This is a genomic window from Deinococcus cellulosilyticus NBRC 106333 = KACC 11606 (assembly GCF_007990775.1).
Taxonomy (GTDB): domain Bacteria; phylum Deinococcota; class Deinococci; order Deinococcales; family Deinococcaceae; genus Deinococcus_C; species Deinococcus_C cellulosilyticus.
Genome location: NZ_BJXB01000003.1, coordinates 80,671 through 97,510, shown reverse-complemented (window position 1 = coordinate 97,510; position 16,840 = coordinate 80,671). Strand labels below are relative to the sequence as shown.

At 57.3% G+C, this 16,840-nt stretch carries 14 protein-coding genes; 3 read left to right on the top strand and 11 right to left on the bottom strand.

Translation table 11 applies throughout. The annotated features are described in order from the left end of the window. Nucleotides 1-98: 98 nt before the first annotated feature. From DC3_RS04310 to DC3_RS04260, 11 genes are all read right to left on the bottom strand, one after another. Nucleotides 99-3,104, bottom strand: coding sequence for a hypothetical protein (locus DC3_RS04310; RefSeq protein ID WP_146882668.1), 3,006 nt, complete (start codon nt 3,102-3,104; stop codon nt 99-101). A 21-nt stretch (nt 3,105-3,125) separates the two neighbouring features. After that, nucleotides 3,126-3,626 (bottom strand): hypothetical protein, encoded by a 501-nt coding sequence (locus DC3_RS04305; protein WP_146882666.1) that lies wholly within the window; start codon nt 3,624-3,626, stop codon nt 3,126-3,128. A 412-nt stretch (nt 3,627-4,038) separates the two neighbouring features. Then, nucleotides 4,039-5,223, bottom strand: coding sequence for a glutamine-hydrolyzing carbamoyl-phosphate synthase small subunit (gene carA, locus DC3_RS04300; protein WP_146882664.1), 1,185 nt, complete (start codon nt 5,221-5,223; stop codon nt 4,039-4,041). A 129-nt stretch (nt 5,224-5,352) separates the two neighbouring features. Beyond that, nucleotides 5,353-5,763 carry a GNAT family N-acetyltransferase gene (locus tag DC3_RS04295; protein ID WP_222594687.1) on the bottom strand — a complete coding sequence of 137 codons (411 nt, stop codon included), beginning with the start codon at nt 5,761-5,763 and terminating at the stop codon, nt 5,353-5,355. Then, entirely contained in the window at nt 5,760-6,284 is a 525-nt protein-coding gene (locus DC3_RS04290) for an N-acetyltransferase (protein ID WP_146882660.1), read from the bottom strand. The genes DC3_RS04295 and DC3_RS04290 overlap by 4 nt, the downstream gene beginning before the upstream one ends. A 15-nt stretch (nt 6,285-6,299) precedes the next feature. Beyond that, a complete protein-coding gene (locus tag DC3_RS04285) occupies nt 6,300-6,779 on the bottom strand; it encodes an HIT family protein (RefSeq protein WP_146882658.1) in 480 nt (159 codons plus the stop codon). Continuing rightward, a complete protein-coding gene (locus DC3_RS04280) occupies nt 6,776-7,291 on the bottom strand; it encodes a hypothetical protein (protein ID WP_146882656.1) in 516 nt (171 codons plus the stop codon). The genes DC3_RS04285 and DC3_RS04280 overlap by 4 nt, the downstream gene beginning before the upstream one ends. Before the next feature lie 22 nt (nt 7,292-7,313). Further along, on the bottom strand, nt 7,314-8,705 hold the full coding sequence (gene argH, locus DC3_RS04275; RefSeq protein WP_146882655.1) for an argininosuccinate lyase: 1,392 nt from the start codon (nt 8,703-8,705) through the stop codon (nt 7,314-7,316). Between the two features lie 12 nt (nt 8,706-8,717). Next, a complete protein-coding gene (locus DC3_RS04270; RefSeq protein ID WP_246130546.1) occupies nt 8,718-9,194 on the bottom strand; it encodes a GNAT family N-acetyltransferase in 477 nt (158 codons plus the stop codon). Next, a complete protein-coding gene (locus tag DC3_RS04265) occupies nt 9,191-10,141 on the bottom strand; it encodes a GNAT family N-acetyltransferase (RefSeq protein ID WP_146882653.1) in 951 nt (316 codons plus the stop codon). Before DC3_RS04265 ends, DC3_RS04270 begins: the two co-directional genes overlap by 4 nt. A gap of 207 nt (nt 10,142-10,348) precedes the next feature. Beyond that, entirely contained in the window at nt 10,349-11,554 is a 1,206-nt protein-coding gene (locus DC3_RS04260) for an argininosuccinate synthase (protein WP_146882651.1), read from the bottom strand. A 721-nt stretch (nt 11,555-12,275) separates the two neighbouring features. Between DC3_RS04260 and carB the strand changes: the two genes are divergently transcribed. The 3 genes from carB to DC3_RS04245 all read left to right on the top strand — a co-directional run bounded on the left by carB (nt 12,276) and on the right by DC3_RS04245 (nt 16,832). Then, nucleotides 12,276-15,344 (top strand): carbamoyl-phosphate synthase large subunit, encoded by a 3,069-nt coding sequence (gene carB / locus DC3_RS04255; RefSeq protein ID WP_146882649.1) that lies wholly within the window; start codon nt 12,276-12,278, stop codon nt 15,342-15,344. A 180-nt stretch (nt 15,345-15,524) separates the two neighbouring features. Further along, nucleotides 15,525-16,034, top strand: coding sequence for a GNAT family N-acetyltransferase (locus DC3_RS04250; protein ID WP_146882647.1), 510 nt, complete (start codon nt 15,525-15,527; stop codon nt 16,032-16,034). Between the two features lie 27 nt (nt 16,035-16,061). Then, nucleotides 16,062-16,832, top strand: coding sequence for a methylenetetrahydrofolate reductase (locus DC3_RS04245; RefSeq protein WP_146882646.1), 771 nt, complete (start codon nt 16,062-16,064; stop codon nt 16,830-16,832). Nucleotides 16,833-16,840: the final 8 nt, after the last annotated feature.

Genomic DNA, 16,840 nt, shown 5'->3' with positions numbered 1-16,840 from the left:
CTCCTTGAGGGTGTGAAAAATCGATTCTGGGTTTGTGGGAAAGAAAAGGTGGATTTAAAAAAAGGGGCACCCTGATCAGAGTGCCCCTGAGAAGAGGCTTATTTGACTTTGACCCGGAAGAGCACGGTTGCGCCCTTGGCAGGCTGGATGTTGTCTTCGGTGTTGCTGTACTCGATGCTGCCGTCACCGTCGGTGTCAAAACCGACCACCAGGGTGCTGAAGGTGGCAGCAGGGAAAGCAGCAGCCCACTCGGAAGCGGTCACGATGTTGTCGTTGTCCCCATCGATGGTGTCGAAGTCCACCCAGGTGGCAGCGGTGGGGTTCAGCGGATCGTAGTCGGCAGACACCAGCACGTTGGTGGCCACAGGCAGGCTGGAGGTGTTCACTTCGAACGCTTCGAAGGTGGTGTCGGTGGGCATCTGGTCAGAGACCACCAGGGCGTACACGTCCAGGTTGCCGTTGTTGTAGGCGTCCAGTTTGTACTCCAGGGTGTCGCCGGGGTAGGCGGTGTTGTTGTCGGAGTAGCCAGCATCCACCACTTTGGGACCGAGGTTCTTGACTTTCTTCTCGACCTTGATCAGGGTGCCCACCACGGTGGTGGTGTCGGTCACAGAGAGGGTCTGGGTTCCTGCTCCGGCCACGGCAGTGGTGCAGGTGGCATCGGTGTAGAAGCCTGCAACCCCAGAGAGAATTTCGGGGTCTTCGGTGCCGATGGGCACACTGGAGGGGGCTTCCACGCGGACCTTCACATTGAAGGTGCCTCCGGGGGCCACGCAGATGGCGCTGGCCGCAGGATCAATCACGTAGGTGGTGCCGTCGGTGGTGTAGGTGTAGATCAGGCCCTTGTCGCTGGTGCCACTGGTGCCAGCAGCAGCCAGGTCGAACTGGACGTAGGTGTTGCCGTTGTTGGCGAGGGTGTGGGTGTATTCCACCACACCACCGGGAACCACGCTGCCGGTGCGGTCCGGGGTGAAGGTCACCTGGTTGTTGGCCTGCACCTGGAAGATCACGTTGAAGCTGTCAGAGACAGTGTTCAGGGTGGTGCTTCTGGCCTGCACAGGCACGGTGATGTCACCAGGGGCCTGGTTGCTGGCAATGGGGTAGGACAGCACAAGGTTCACGAAAGCATTGGGGTTGAGGGGGCTGGTGGTGCTGACTGCAGAGCCCACGGGTTCGCCCACATCCCAGTTGCCATCTCCGTTGGTGTCGGTGAAGGTGTGGAGCACAGCACCGCTGGGCAGCACGAGATCGTAGCTGTCCTGCACAGTGCCGGTGTTGCGGATTTCCACAGGGTAGTAGGCGGTGGTGCCAGGGTTGACCTTGACGTACTGGGCAGGCGCAGTGGCGGTGTTGGTGCTGTCGTTGCTGCTGTCACCGTCTCCGGTCTTGCTGGCGGCGGCGTCATCCACTGCACCATCCACTGCGTAGGGGTTGGTGACGTTGGGGCTGCGCAGGATCACGGTGTCGGCTGCATCTCCAGCCACGGTTACATCTTTGCCGCTGATGCCAATGGTGCCCCCCACGTTGGTGGAGTCTGCAATCAGACGGATGCCCGCAGGGGAGCCAGTGGTGGCACTCAGGGGAATGGTGCCGGTCACGCGCAGGGTGACGGTCTGGCCCAGTGCGATGGCGATGGAGCTGCCTGCAGTGATGGAGGTGCCGTTGGTGTAGGAGATGGTGGCGTTCTGCAGCTGAAGGGCCCCATCCAGGTTCAGGCGCACCTGATCGTCGGTGTTGCCGTTGTTGGTGAGGTACACGGTCCAGGTGTAGGTCTGGCCCAGGTAGGCATTGCCCCCGGTGGTGTAGGTTTCTTCGGTGCCGCTGTTGTCCAGACCCTGGGTTCCGGCGATGCCACTGTCATCCTGACCGACAGCAACAGCGTAAGCAGGAGCGACGTGGTTGGTGCGGGTGTTGGAGGGGGTGGTGGTGCCGGTGTCGAGGGGGTTCTTCTTGAACTTGACGGTGGCGGTGTTGTCGATGGGGGTGCCGACTTTGAGGATGTTGGCATCGGGGGTGTTGGCGGCGTTGTTGTCGTTGTCCACCCGCACGGTGAAAGCCAGGGTGAACTGGTCACCGTTCTGGAAGAAGGCACCAGGGTCGGTGGTTCCGGTGGCATCGTTCTGGATCAGCATGCCCACGGACACCGCACTGCTGCTGAAGGTGGTGGTCCAGACAGGAGCGGCAAGGGTGCCGGTGTTGTAGATGGGCACGGCCACGCCACGACCGCTGGTCACATAGTTGTCAGGACCGGTGGTGCCGAGGGCAGTGGTGAGGAATTCCAGCTGGTTGCCTGAACCATTCACAGGCAGGTTGTCCTGAATCAGGATGCCGTAGCGGGTGGCTCCGTTCACGGTCACAGCAACAGCAGAGGCGGCAGTCACACCGTTGTTGGTGCCCTGGATGGTGTATTTCAGCAGGCCGTTGCGGTCCACGAGGTCGGCCAGGTTGGCATCTTTGGTGATGGCAAAGGAGGCGTCGTTGCTGACACTGATGCTGACGGTGTTGTTCTGGTTGCCGAACTCGTCTCCGGTACCGGTGAGGTTGGTGCTGTCCCCGACCAGGTTGTAGTCGGCGCGGGGGGTGCCTGCCACAGTGGCCTGCACGGGCAGACGCACTTCGGCCACGATGTTGACGGTCTGGTCGGCAGCAGCATCCACGTAGTACACACCGCTGACTTTGGAGAGTTCCACTTCGCCGCTGTCCACCTGTCCGTTGGGGGTGGAGTCGTAGTACAGCTTGAAGGTGGGGGTGCCGACGATGGTGGAGGTTCCAGCCAGGGTGGGGGTCAGGAAGATGCGGTCGGTGGCGTTCCCGGAGTTGGTGACGTAGTAGGCGAAGTAACGGGGGGCTCCGGTGTTGGGCACACTGGTGCTGCGGGCAGGGGTGTTTCCGGTGGTGGCTTCGTCAGGGGTGATGGTGTACTGGAACACCGATTGCACCACCGTCAGCACCTCGTTGGATTTGGTGGTCTGACGGGTGCCACTGGAATCCGTAAAGTCGGCAACAGCCTGGTTGCGAATCTTGGTGTTGGCAGGCGTGCCTGCGGCGAATGCAGTCCCTGCGGCTGCCAGTGCAAGTGAAAGTGCGAGAAACTTCTTGCTCATGAAATCCTCCTCCTGAGGGTGTTACCTGACTTTGTATCTGAGATCCAGAACGTCGCTCTGGCCGGGTTGGAGTTCAGGGATGTTCCAGCGCACATCGGTGTACTCGCTGGGTTTCACCTGAACCTTCTTGAGAACCGTCTTGCCGTTTTCCTGCACACTGACGGTCTTGAAGAGGGGCTCGGGGGCGAAGGTTTCTCCGCCATCAAAACTGAACTCCACCGGGTGGCTGTTGCTGGCCGAACCCGCCAGGTATTCCTGGGAGGAGTTGAGGGGCTGTCTGGGACGAATGTTCTTCAGGACCTCTTTCGAGACATTCTTGAGGGTGAGGCGCAACACACCCACCTGTCCCGGCGTTTGCAGGCCGTTACTGGCTTTCAGCTCTTCGGTGGTTTTGCCGTCCTTGACGGTTCTCACCACGGTGAAGACCTGGTTTTTCAGTTCCAGCCTGGGAGCCTGCGTCTGCTGGGCAAACGTGAGTCCTCCCATCAGGAGCAGGATCAGTTGTGTTCTTGTGTGCTTCAACCTGTACCTCCAGACAAAATAGACCGGCAGCCATTTGGATCAAATGACTGCCGGTCGCGCCACCAACTCCCCAACCAGCACTAGGCGCCCGCATCACTCTGGTTGGATCACTGCTTCAGTTTGTCTTCAGATTAAACTCAGACCAATCACAGCTTTCTTACAGGAAAACCCCTACTTTGAAAAACTGCAAGCACTGGTTCAATCTCGAACTTGTCTGCAAAAAGCATAACATGAAGGGCTTTCTGTTGTGTAAGCAAGTCCTGACAAAACCGCCCCACAACACCGTTCTGTTAAAAATCCGTAATATGACCTGAACAAAATCTGACTTTTTCCATTGGAAAACCTTCATGCCCAACAACAAACCCGGCCTTCAGGCCGGGCTCAGAATGGACACATTTGATTGTGGGGTCTCTTACACTCCCAGCTTGCCAGAGAGGGCTTTCTGGATGGGAGACCCTGTGGCCCCATCAAAGGCATTGATCTCCTCAATGAAACGCTCGAACAGATAGTGCGAATCGTGAGGACCGGGAGAAGCCTCGGGGTGGTACTGCACGCTGAACACTGGATAGCGGCTGTGGGCCATGCCTTCCAGGGTGTTGTCGTTCAGGTTGATGTGGGTGGCAATGAACTGGCCGCCAGGAATGGAGTCGATGTCCACTGCGTACCCGTGGTTCTGGGAGGTGATCTCGATTTCACCGGTCAGCAGGTTCTTCACAGGCTGGTTGCCCCCACGGTGACCGAACTTCATCTTGTAGGTCTTGCCCCCAACCGCAAGGCCCAGAATCTGGTGCCCCAGGCAGATGCCGAAGGTGGGCAACAGGCCAAGCAGGTTCCAGGCCGTCTCATGGGCATAGGTGGGTGCAGCAGGGTCCCCAGGGCCGTTCGACAGGAACAGACCGTGCGGTTGCAGGGCCATGATCTGGCTCGGGGTGGTGGTGGCAGGCACCACGATGGGCTCAATCCCCACACGGGCCAGGTTCTTGATGATGGAGTGCTTGATGCCGAAATCCATCAGCACCACACGCTTCCCTTCCTGCAAGGTGGGGTAAGCGTAAGGCAGGGGGGTGGTCACTTCCGGGGTCATGTCCCGACCATCGATGTCCTCGTGGTTGCGAGCACGCTGCACCAGGTCGCGCTCCTCTTCGGGGGTGAACTCGCCGTAAGGATCGGTGGGATGGGTGAAGCTTCTGTGGGCAATCACGCCCTTGACCACACCCCCACTTCTCAGGCGGCGCACCAGGGCACGGGTGTCAATCCCGGAGATGGAGACAATCCCGTGGTCCTGCATGAAGCGTTCCAGGGACTCCTGGGCGCGGTGGTTGCTGTAAGACTCACTGAATTCGCGACTGATGAAGCCCCGCACGTAAGGCTTGTTGGACTCCATGTCATAAATCGCCACACCGTAGTTGCCGATGTGCGGATAGGTCATGCAGACGATCTGACCGTTGTAAGAGGGGTCAGTCATGATTTCCTGGTACCCGGTCATGGAGGTGTTGAACACCACTTCACCGACGGTCTCACCACGGTGCCCGAAGGCGTACCCACGGTATACGGTACCGTCTTCGAGGGCCAGAATTGCGCGTTCTTTACGGATCATGTTACCTCCCATACCTTGCTCACAGGCAAGGTTTCATGGTCTCCAGCGTTCCACACTACCATCAATTGGAACTTCAGACCATCAGTTACCCAGTCAAATGCCTTTATGGATGGGCAGTCATCCAGACAGTCAGTCATGCTTGAACTTCCACTCCATGCCAGGGGCATCCTCTGGCCTGGGCACGAAATCCTGCTTCAGGTAGAAATCCTGCTTGCCCCGGGCACAGAACAGCTGAATGTCCCGGATGCCCTGCGTCTGGCAGTGGTCCACCAGTCGGGAAAGCACTTCTTTCCCAATCCCTCTCCCCTGCCAGTCGGGATGGACAATCATCTCGGTGATGAAGGCATGAATCGCCCCGTCGCTGATGATCCTTCCAAACCCGATCAGTTGCTCTTCCTCGTACACCGAAACAGCAAACCACGACCCTTTCAGGGCAGCTTCAAACCACTCCAGCGGTTTGTCCTGATTTCCCCATCCAGCGGTCAGGTAAAGACTCTGGAAATCCACTGCACCAGGCAGGTCGGTGGTGTAATTCGTCACTTCAGGTCCTTCAACATGGCGATCTCGTTGCAGTTCTCGTAGAAAGGGCAACGCTGGCATTCACTCCACACCTTGGGGTGCAGGTTGGTCTTGTCGATGCGGGTGAACCCGCAGTTCTCAAAGAATTTCTGCTGGTAGGTCCAGGCGAAGAGCGCAGGCAAACCCAGATCTCTTGCTTCCCTTTCACAGGCCAGCACCAGCCAGCGACCGAGTCCTTTCCCCTGAAAACTGGGATGCACGGCCAGACCTCGCACCTCTGCCAGATCAATGGCCAGCATGTGAAGGCCGACCACACCAGCGATTCCCCCTGGATGGCCTTCCAGAGGCTCTGCTTCCAGCACAAAAAAATCACGGATGGTTTCAGACAGCAGTTGCTTGCTGCGCACCAGCATCAGGCCCCGGACCGCCCAGTAACCAATCAATTCACTGATCGCATCAATGTCGGTGAGGCGTGCTTTTCTCAGCATCAGGGGAGCGTTCGGGTGGATGTCAGGGACAGCGATGGATTCCAAGGTCAGCATGGGGCCTCCGACAGATCAGGGGAATTGAGGGCTTGAGGGCTGCTTGAGGCACTCCCGGTAAAAATAGCGGATGCCACACCCAGCGAATGGATCGGTTTCAAAACGTGGAATCACATGCAGATGCACCTGTGGGATGTGTTGCCCTCCAGCAGGACTCACATTCCAGCCCACTGTGTACCCATCAGGCCTGTACATGTGGTCCAGGTGGGCTTTCACCTGATGAAGCAGTTCATATGTTGCAACCCATTCTCCAGGGGTCAGGTCAAACACGGTTGCCCTCGGAGCTTTCGTGACGATGATTCCGCTGCCAGTGAGCCCATCAGAGAACTGTGGATTCTGGCTGTACAGGCACAGGTCATTCTCCAGCACAAAAGAATTTCGTCTGAGTCCTGCCTCATCCAGCAGAGGATTCTTTTCTGGATGGGCCAGATGTTCTTCCCACTCCTGTTTGTACTTGCGAAACTGGGAGCCATCGAGCAGAAAACTGACTTTCACTCCAGCACCCCTTCAGGCAAGTCCAGAAGTTGAGACAGGCTCAGAACAGCCACAGGACGACCATCCAGAAACAGCACACCTGTACCGTCTTGCACATCAAGCTGGGATTCTTTGAACCCAATCCCGAAGCAGGTCTGTCCATCCTGACCTGGATGAATCACAACCAGAGGATCAAACAGCACTTCACTCCCCTGCCCTGAACCGAGCAGGGTCACGGCGATGTCTGCAGCTTCACGGCTCAGGCCATATTTCTCCGGGCGATCCTGCAACTCAAACTGCACTTCCTGATAGGCCAGACGAAAATACCGCTCAGGGTCACTGCTGATCTCATCGAAAGCATCCCGGTGCTCATCGGTGATGTCTTCCTCTTCGGTGACCACCACAGTCATGGGGGCTTCCTCGCCGTACAGTCCCAGGTCGATGCGGCCTTCCCAGCTGGACACACTTTCCCCTTCGAAAGCCTCGGTGAACAGGGCTCCTAAAGTGGGATCAAGCTGTTTTTTGATTTCCATGCTGGACCTCCAGAAGAGAGAATTACAGGCGTTCCTTGGCGTCCTGAACGGCTTCTCTGACCCGCTCCAGTCCAGTGCCACCATAAGACAGTCGGGCGTTGGCGCTGGATTCCACGGTCAGGTACTGGGCCACATCAGAAGTCAGCAGTTCGTGGGCGTTTTTCAGTTCCTCTTCGGTGAGGTCCCAGAGTTGCCGGTCCTGAGAAACGCACAGGTGCACCAGTTCTCCCGCCACCTCGTGGGCTTCCCTGAAGGGTAAACCCTTCCTGGCAAGGTAATCTGCAAGGTCTGTTGCAGTGGAGTAACCGCGCTGGGCAGCACGACGGGTCACTTTCGCATGCCACTTTGCTTTTGGCATCATGTCGATGTGCAGTTGCAGGATGATCGCCAGGGTTTCAAAAGCATCAAAAACAGGCTCTTTGTCTTCCTGGAAGTCCTTGTTGTAAGCCAGAGGGGTTCCTTTGACCACTGTCAGGAGGGCCATCAGGTCACCAAAAACCCGTCCTGCCTTGCCACGGGACAGCTCGGACACGTCAGGGTTCTTCTTCTGGGGCATGATGCTGGAACCCGTGGTGTGACTGTCTGGCAGGGTCAGGAAACCAAACTCGAAGGTGCTGTAAAGGATCAGTTCCTCAGAGAGGCGGCTCAGGTGCGCGGTGGCAATGCTGCAGGCAGCCAGGAATTCCAGCGCAAAATCACGGCTGCCCACGCTGTCCAGACTGTTGCGGGTGGGACGGGCAAAACCAAGCGCTTCAGCAGTGGCAAAGCGGTCAATGGGCCAGGGGGTTCCGGCCAGTGCGCCTGCACCCAGGGGGCTTTCATCCATACGCTTTGCAGCGTCCCGGAAGCGGGATTCGTCTCTTTCCAGCATTTCCACGTAAGCCAGGAACCAGTGGGACAGCAAAATGGGCTGGGCCACCTGCAGGTGGGTGTAACCGGGCATGATCACGGGCTGGCCTTCATCACTGGTCAGGTGCTTTTCGGCCTCCAGGACCATCACGGTTCTCAGGCCATGCAGCAGGTCCGCCAGCTCCAGCGCAGCTTCCTTGGTGAACAGCCGAAAATCGGTGGCCACCTGATCGTTTCTGGAGCGTGCAGTGTGGAGTTTTCCAGCCACTGGACCGATGCGGTCCCTGAGGCGGGATTCAATGTTCATGTGCACGTCTTCTAAAGACACGCTCCACTCGAAGTTGCCCGCACGGATGTCTTCCAGAATGCTATTGAGGCCTTCTGTGATCTGGGTGACTTCTTCGGGCTGCAAAATCCCCTGCTTGCCCAGCATGGCGACATGAGCAAGACTGCCCCGGATGTCCTGCTCTGCAAGTTTCTGGTCAAAGGTGACAGACGCATTGAAGACCTCCACCAGTTTGTCGGTGGCCTCCTGGAAACGTCCTCCCCAAAGTTTCTTGGTCATTTCTTGATCTCCTCAGTCTCCGAGTTGAATTCGCATTTCGTTGGTGTTCTGGAATCCCAGCTTCTCGTACAGGGGTCTGCCGTATTCACTGGCATGCAAGGACAATGCCCTGATCTTTCTTCGTCGGCACTCGTCGATCACCTGCTCAACCAGCAGGCGGGCCAGTCCTTTTTTGCGGTTCTCAGGCTGGGTGTACACATTCAAGAGGTAGCCCCGCATGGGGTTCGCGTCCAGATGACCTGGAGGCCAGTTGACCAGCATCAGGGCGGCCCCGGCCACCACCTGACCCTCTTTTTGAGCAAAGAACGTCAGGTATGTTTCTGCTTGCATCTGGGCCTTCACCCAGGGGACAAAAGCCTCCCGCATGGCCTCCAGATCCACCTTTTCTTTCAGGCCCATGTCTGAAAACATCTCATAACGGTGGGTTGCCAGCGTTTCAAGATCGTTCATGTTGGCCAGACGGAAGGTGTATGGAAAAGGGTCGGTCACAGGCTCTTCACCATCACCTTTGGACCGGGCACGGAGGCACTGGGGTGCTTATATACAGCCTCCTCATCGATGCTGTACCCAAGCCTCTCGTAAAAGGGAATCACCGAGAGATTGTACGTGCTCACAGCCAGCAGGACTTTTTTGAATCCTTCTTTGACTGCATGTTCTTCCACCGCCAGCACCAGACGTTTGGCCAGACCGTATCCTCTGGTGTCGTTTAAAACAGCCAGTTTCATCAGGTCAATGGTGTCTCCATCAGGCACAAAGCACACACAGCCCACAGGGCGGGTTTCCCCATAGTTGAAGTGCTCTTCCATGATGAATCCGCCCCCACACTTCAGGTTTTCCTGCACCGCCTCGGGGGTGAGGCGATGACCACTGGACCGCTCGTCGATGGTGTTTCTCCAGGCGGCACGCACCAGAGAGGCAATGGTGGGGGCATCTTCCAGCGTTGCGGCCCTCAGGCGGTAATCCTTGCGGGTCTGCAACTTGCGGGTCATCACCACCGGAGTGGGACTGCCCGGATGGGAATGCTCATACACCTCGTTCTCGTTGATGGTGTAACCCAGTTTCTCGTACAGCGGAATCACCGAGAGGTTGTACTGGCTCACCGCAAGCAGAATGCGTTTGAAGTTGTGCTGACGGGCGTAATCCTCAACAGCCTGCACCAGCATGATGGAAAACCCCTGTTTGCGGGCTTCAGGCAAAACAGCCAGTTTGGAGAGTTCCAGCGTCTTGCCATTGGGCCTGTAGCAGATGCATCCCACCACAGTGTCGTCCCGGGAAACCAGAAAGCCCCCGCCCCCATCATCAAAAATCTCCAGCACTTCGGGCGCAGTCATGCGGTGACCGCTGGACCGGGGATCGATGGTGTCCTTCCAGGCCCGGTGCACCAGAGAAACAATCAGTTCAGCATCTTCACGTGTGGCAGGTTGGAGTGATTTCATGGTGGGTCCTCTTCATTCCCTGGGAGGTGCCAGGAACGTCCTGGCACAGCAGCTAAGGGGTTTTCACCATTTTACCCGGGAGGGAAAGCGGAGCGAGGGAAAAGATTCCCCCCTTGTCAGGGGGGGGAATTGTGGGGGCGGGCGTGCTGAGGGACCAGGAATCGGTCGCTCGTAGAGCACAAGACAGGCAGGCCTCGCCCCCAGGGGTCATTCCACCTTGCTGTTCGCCCGGTTCAGCACACGCAGACGCAGGGCATTCAATTTGATGAATGCAGCAGCGTCAGCCTGGTTGTACACGCTGTCGGCCTCGAAAGTGACCAGTTCCTTGTCATAGAGGCTGTAGGGGGATTTGCGACCAGCCACAGTGGCACTGCCTTTGTACAGCTTGATGCGGGCGGTTCCGGTCACACGCTGGGCCACGTGGTCGAAGTACACCTGCAGGGCTTCACGCTCAGGGGCAAACCAGAAGCCGTTGTAAATCAGCTCGGCGTATTTGGGGGCAAGCTGATCGCGCTGGTGCAGCACTTCGCGGTCCAGGGCCAGGGACTCCACAGCACGGCGGGCATGGTACAGCAGGGTTCCACCGGGGGTTTCATACACGCCACGGGACTTCATGCCCACAAAGCGGTTCTCCACAAGGTCCACACGACCCACACCGTGCGCTCCGGCGATCTTGTTGGCTTTTTCCAGCAGCTGTGCAGGAGAGAGTTTTTCACCATTGATGGCGACAGGATCACCGGCAACGAATTCAATTTCCACGTATTCAGGGGTGTCCGGGGCCTCTTCGGGATTCACGGTCAGTTTGAACATGTGGCTTGGGGGCTCGTTCCAGGGGTCTTCCAGGATGCCACCCTCGTAGGAGATGTGCAGCATGTTGGCGTCCATGCTCCAGGGGTCCTTCTTGGTGGTGGGCACTGGAATGTTGTGCTCGTGGGCAAAAGCTTCAAGGTCTGCACGGCCTTTGAAGTCCCATTCACGCCAGGGGGCCACGGTTCTGATGTCAGGCTTGAGGGCGAAGGCGGTCAGTTCGAAACGCACCTGATCGTTGCCTTTTCCGGTGGCTCCGTGGGAAACGGCCACTGCACCTTCTTTTTCAGCGATCTCGACCATGTACTTGGCAATCAGGGGACGGGCAATGCTGGTCCCGAGCAGGTAGTAGCCTTCATAAAGGGCACTGGAGCGCATCATGGGGAACACGAAATCCTTGACGAATTCCTCTTTGAGGTCCAGGGCGTAGGCATTCACAGCGCCAGTGTTGAGGGCTTTCACGCGGGCCTGTTCCACTTCATCGCCCTGTCCGAGGTCAGCGGTGAAGGCAATCACGTCGTAATTGCGTTCAACCTGCAGCCATTTGAGAATGATGGAGGTGTCCAGTCCTCCGCTGTATGCCAGTACGATTTTCTCTTTGGTCATGATGCATCTCCTCTAGAAGGCATATGGGGACAGAAAAAGCCCCGACGTAGAAGACCATAACACCTTTAAATCTCGGGTGTGTCGGGTGGTCTTAACGTCGTGGCAGTCTGTTCGTCATGGTTGGGGGAACACGCCTGAAGCGTATATTCATACAGAGATTAACATTTTTATGCGGAGGTGTCAATGGATTATTCAGCATATGCTGAGAGCAGACCTGCACAGTAAAGTGAAGCTGCCGAGAGCCCAGAGCCGAGGGCCGAGGGGAAAACAGGGCTTCAGCTAAAGCTTTTTTAGCTCTCGGCCCTCGGCCCTCGGCAGTCAGAAAAGACATATCCTCTCTCCCAGGCCACCATCAGTATCCGTGTATATACAGCGAATACGCATTTTCTTGCTGCATACCCAACAATGGGTTTCTGGCAGCACAGACAGCAAAAAGCTGCATCTCATAGACCCACACTGAGGCATTTTTATGCTCCAGCCTTAAAAACCTTAAGGGAGAGACCTGCTCTGCAAAGGAAAATACTGTGAATCTTCGACGATGATTTGTGCATAAATTTATTAACCCATTGCATAGATGTGTTGCAAAGACCCGACCCACTCATGCTATCCTTTACGGTTGGAATGCAGGCAGATCGATTCATCTGCCCACATGAGCGAGACCATCCCGACCCCTGACCCGTTTCCCTGCTGCTGAATGCAGCGTGACCCACAAAGGAGTGTTATGCCTGCACGGACCGACCTCAAGAAAATTCTGATTCTCGGCAGTGGACCCATTCAGATCGGGCAAGCTGCCGAGTTTGATTATTCCGGCACCCAGGCCCTCAAGGCCCTGAAAAAAGCCGGTTACGACGTGATCCTGATCAATTCCAATCCGGCCACCATCATGACCGACCCGGAACTGGCAGACCAGACCTACATCGAACCCCTGACCAAGGATTACGTGAAAGCCGTCATTGCCAAGGAGCGTCCTGATGCCATCTTGCCCACCCTCGGGGGCCAGACTGCTCTGAACCTGGCCATGGAACTGCACGAAGACGGGGCCCTTGAGGAATACGGGGTCAAACTGATTGGTGCGGGTCCCGAGGCCATCAAAAAAGGCGAGGACCGCGAACTGTTCCAGGCTGCCATGAAGAAAATTGGCGTGGAGACTGCAAAAGGCAAGATGGTGCACACCCTCGAAGAGGCCAAAGAGTTCCAGAAGGAACTGGGGCTCCCTGTGGTGATCCGTCCCTCCTTCACCCTCGGGGGCACCGGGGGCGGCATTGCCCACACTTACGAGGAATTCCTGCAGATCACCGAGCAGGGTCTGCGCGACTCTCCGGTGACCAGCGTGCTGCTCGAAGAATCCATCCTGGGCTGGAAAGAATACGAGCTCGAAGTGATGCGCGACACCAACGACACCGTGGTGATCATCACCAGCATCGAAAACTTCGACCCCATGGGCGTGCACACCGGAGACTCCATCACCGTGGCCCCCGCGCAGACCCTCTCCGACATGGAATACCAGCGTCTGCGCGACCAGTCACTGGCCATCATCCGGGAAATCGGCGTGGAGACCGGCGGAAGCAACATCCAGTTCGCCGTGAACCCCAAAAATGGGCGCGTGATCGTCATCGAGATGAACCCCCGCGTGAGCCGCTCCTCCGCCCTGGCCTCCAAGGCCACCGGGTTCCCCATCGCCAAGATTGCTGCACTGCTGGCCGTGGGTTACCACCTGGACGAGCTTCCCAACGACATCACCCGCGTCACCCCTGCAGCCTTCGAGCCCACCATCGACTACGTGGTGACCAAGATCCCCAGGTTTGCCTTCGAGAAATTCCCCAGCACCCACGACGGTCTGGGCACCCAGATGCGCTCCGTGGGCGAAGTGATGGCCATTGGCCGCACCTTCAAGGAGTCCCTGCAGAAAGCCATCCGCTCTCTGGAAGGGGACCTGCGTGCAGACTTTGCCGAGCGCAGCGATGAGAACCTGCGCAGCATGCTCTACCCCAACCCCAAACGCATTGGTGCTCTGCTGGAACTGGTGCGCCGCGGCATGTCTCTGGAGGAACTCCACAAGATCACCTTCATCGACCACTGGTTCCTGTGCCAGGTCAAAGAGATCCTGGACGCCGAAAAAGAAATCCTGGAACTCGGCGACATCAAAGAGTGGAAATACGAGTACTGGCGCGAAATCAAGCGTCTGGGCTTCAGCGACGCCAGAATCGGCGAAATTGTCGGTCTGACCGAGCTTGAAGTGCGTGAACTCCGCAAGAAGGCCAAGGCCACCCCGGTTTACAAGACCGTGGACACCTGCGGTGCCGAATTCGAGGCCTTCACCCCTTACCACTACAGCACCTACGAGTGGGAAGATGAGGTCACCCCCACCGACAAACCCAAGATCGTGATTCTGGGTTCCGGCCCCAACCGCATCGGACAGGGTGTGGAGTTCGATTATGCCACTGTACACGCTGTGTGGGCTTTGCAGGAAGCGGGTTACGAGACCATCATGGTCAACTCCAACCCCGAAACGGTCTCCACCGACTACGACACTGCAGACCGTCTATACTTTGAACCCCTCACCTTTGAAGACGTGATGAACATCATCGACCACGAAAAACCCGTGGGCGTGATCGTGCAACTCGGCGGCCAGACCCCCCTCAAACTGGCTGGAAAACTGGCTGCTGCAGGAGCACCCATCATCGGGACCAGCCCTGAGACCATCCACCAGGCCGAGGACCGCAAGAGCTTCAATGACCTCTGCGAAAAACTGGGCATTCCCCAGCCCAAGGGCCTCGTTGCCCAGGACGCAGAAGAAGCCTACCAGCACGCCGAAAAACTGGGTTTCCCCCTGATGGTCCGTCCTTCCTACGTGCTCGGGGGCCGCGCCATGCGCACCGTGCGCAGCATGGATGAACTGAAAACCTACCTGGAAGAGGTCTACGCAGAAGTGGAAGGCAAACCCTCCATCCTGCTCGACCAGTTCCTGGAAGGTGCTCTGGAGCTCGACGTGGACACCCTCTGCGACGGCAAACGTGCCGTTGTCGCTGGCATCATGGAGCACATCGAGGCTGCAGGGATTCACTCTGGCGACTCTGCCTGCATTCTGCCCCCCGTCCACCTCTCTGATGAAATGCTGCAAACCGTCAAAGCCACCACTGAACGCCTCGCGCTGGAACTCGGCGTGAAAGGCCTGATGAACGTGCAGTACGCCATCAAAGACGGTGTGGCCTACATTCTGGAAGCCAACCCCCGCGCTTCTCGCACTGTGCCCTTCGTCAGCAAGGCCATCGGGCATCCTCTGGCGAAATATGCTGCCCTGATCGGGGTGGGCAAGACCCTGGAAGACCTGAACTTCCTGGAAACCCCCACTCCCAAAATGTACAGCGTGAAAGAAGTGCACCTGCCCTTCCTGAAATTCAAGAACGTGCTCCCCATTCTGGGCCCCGAAATGAAATCCACCGGGGAAAGCATGGGCATCGACGCCGATCCTTACAAGGCGTTCTACCGTGCCCAGCTTGGCGTCAAGAGCCTGCTCCCCGGAGAGGGCACCGTCACCGTGATCGGCAAAGATCTGGACGATGTGTGCAAGATGCTGCAGGACGCCGGATACGCTGTGGGCACCCGACCCGGTAAAGAACTGCCCCGCCTGCTGATCGACACCACCGGAAGCCAGTACCTGCGCACCTGCCTGGAGCGCGGCGTCCCCATCGTGACCACCAGAGAGGCCGCCATCTGGACCGCAAAAGCTCTGGCTGCTGTTCAGGATGAGGCTCCTTCTGTGAAGAGTTTGCAGGAGTGGCTGGCGTAAATTGGCATGATGGCCAATTGCAGAAGGCTGAAGGCAGAAAGCAGAAGACTTAAAACTTAAAACAAACCTTGTAGGGGCGCAGCGTGCTGCGCCCTTTTTGCGTTTCATGGTACTGGGTTCGGAGGGCGAGGGCGAGGCATGCCTCGCCCTCGCCCTCCGAACCCGGTACCATGAAACCCTATGGACCTGATTGCCCCCTGCCTGGAATACAAAGATGAATTCCTCAACTTTCTTGAAGACATTCAACAGGAAGGACTCCTGAAGCACCTGGACCTGAGCTGGATGGGTGAGCATTTTGAAGCTTATTTGCAAAGCGTGGAAGACGAACAGAACCCAGAAACAGTACGCCCGGGCCGGGTCCCCATGACCCTGTTCTGGATGGTGGATCAGGGGCAGGTGGTGGGCAGCATTTCCTTCAGGCATGAACTGAATGACTTCCTGAAGGAATTTGGTGGGCACATTGGGTATGAAGTGGCCCGAAATCACAGGGGCAAAGGATATGGCACCCTGGCCCTGCAAAAGGTTCTTGAACACGCAAGGGCCAGAGGGTATGAACGGGTCATGCTCACCTGCGATGACAGCAATCTGGCCAGCAGCAGGGTGATGGAGAAAAACGGTGGCGTTCTCGACAGGGTCTATACCGTTGATCATCATCCTGTGCCCATCAGGCGTTACTGGATTGAGCTCTGATCTCCCCCATCCAGTACACTGTTCCCCATGTGGATGTCCATCGAACTGGTCCCGAGAAGCCCTGAGCACCTGCAGGAAGAACTGGCGTTCATCAGGGATGAATTTCCGACCGTGAATGCAGTGAACATTCCTGACCTGATGCGCATGCCCATCCGAAGCTGGGATGCCTGCACACAGGTGAGAGGTGAGCTGCCCAGGGTCAGTCCCATTCCGCACTTTCGGGCCATTGACCTGGATTTGAGAAAACCCCTGCCTTTTGCAGAAAAACTCAGGGTCAGTGGAGTGAAAGAGGTCATTGTGGTGACCGGAGATCCGCCCACTGACATGAGCCGCAAAGTGTACCCCACCTCCTGCATTGATGCCATCCGCAAGTTTAAACGTGAGCTGCCCGAGGTGAAGGTCTATGCCGCTCTGGACCCTTACCGTTCCAGTTTGCGGGGAGAACTGGAGTATCTGGAACGCAAGCAGGAAGCTGGTGCTGAGGGGTTTTTCACCCAGCCCTATTTCGATTTGCGCCTGATGGAGGTCTTCGCAGAGATGTTTGAAGCCTCAGAATGCAGGGACCTGCCCATCGTCTGGGGCATCACCTCGGTGGTGGGGGAGCGTTCCAGAAATTACTGGGAGACCCGCAACCGGGCCATCTTTCCCCGTGAATTCCAACCCACCCTGGAGTGGAACCGGGAATTTGCGCGTCAGGCCATTGATTGGGCCAGGGTGCATGGGGGCCACCTGTATTTCATGCCCATCCGGGTGAGGGTGAAAGATTACTTGCAGGGGGTTCTGCCTTCTGGCGTATGAAAATTCAA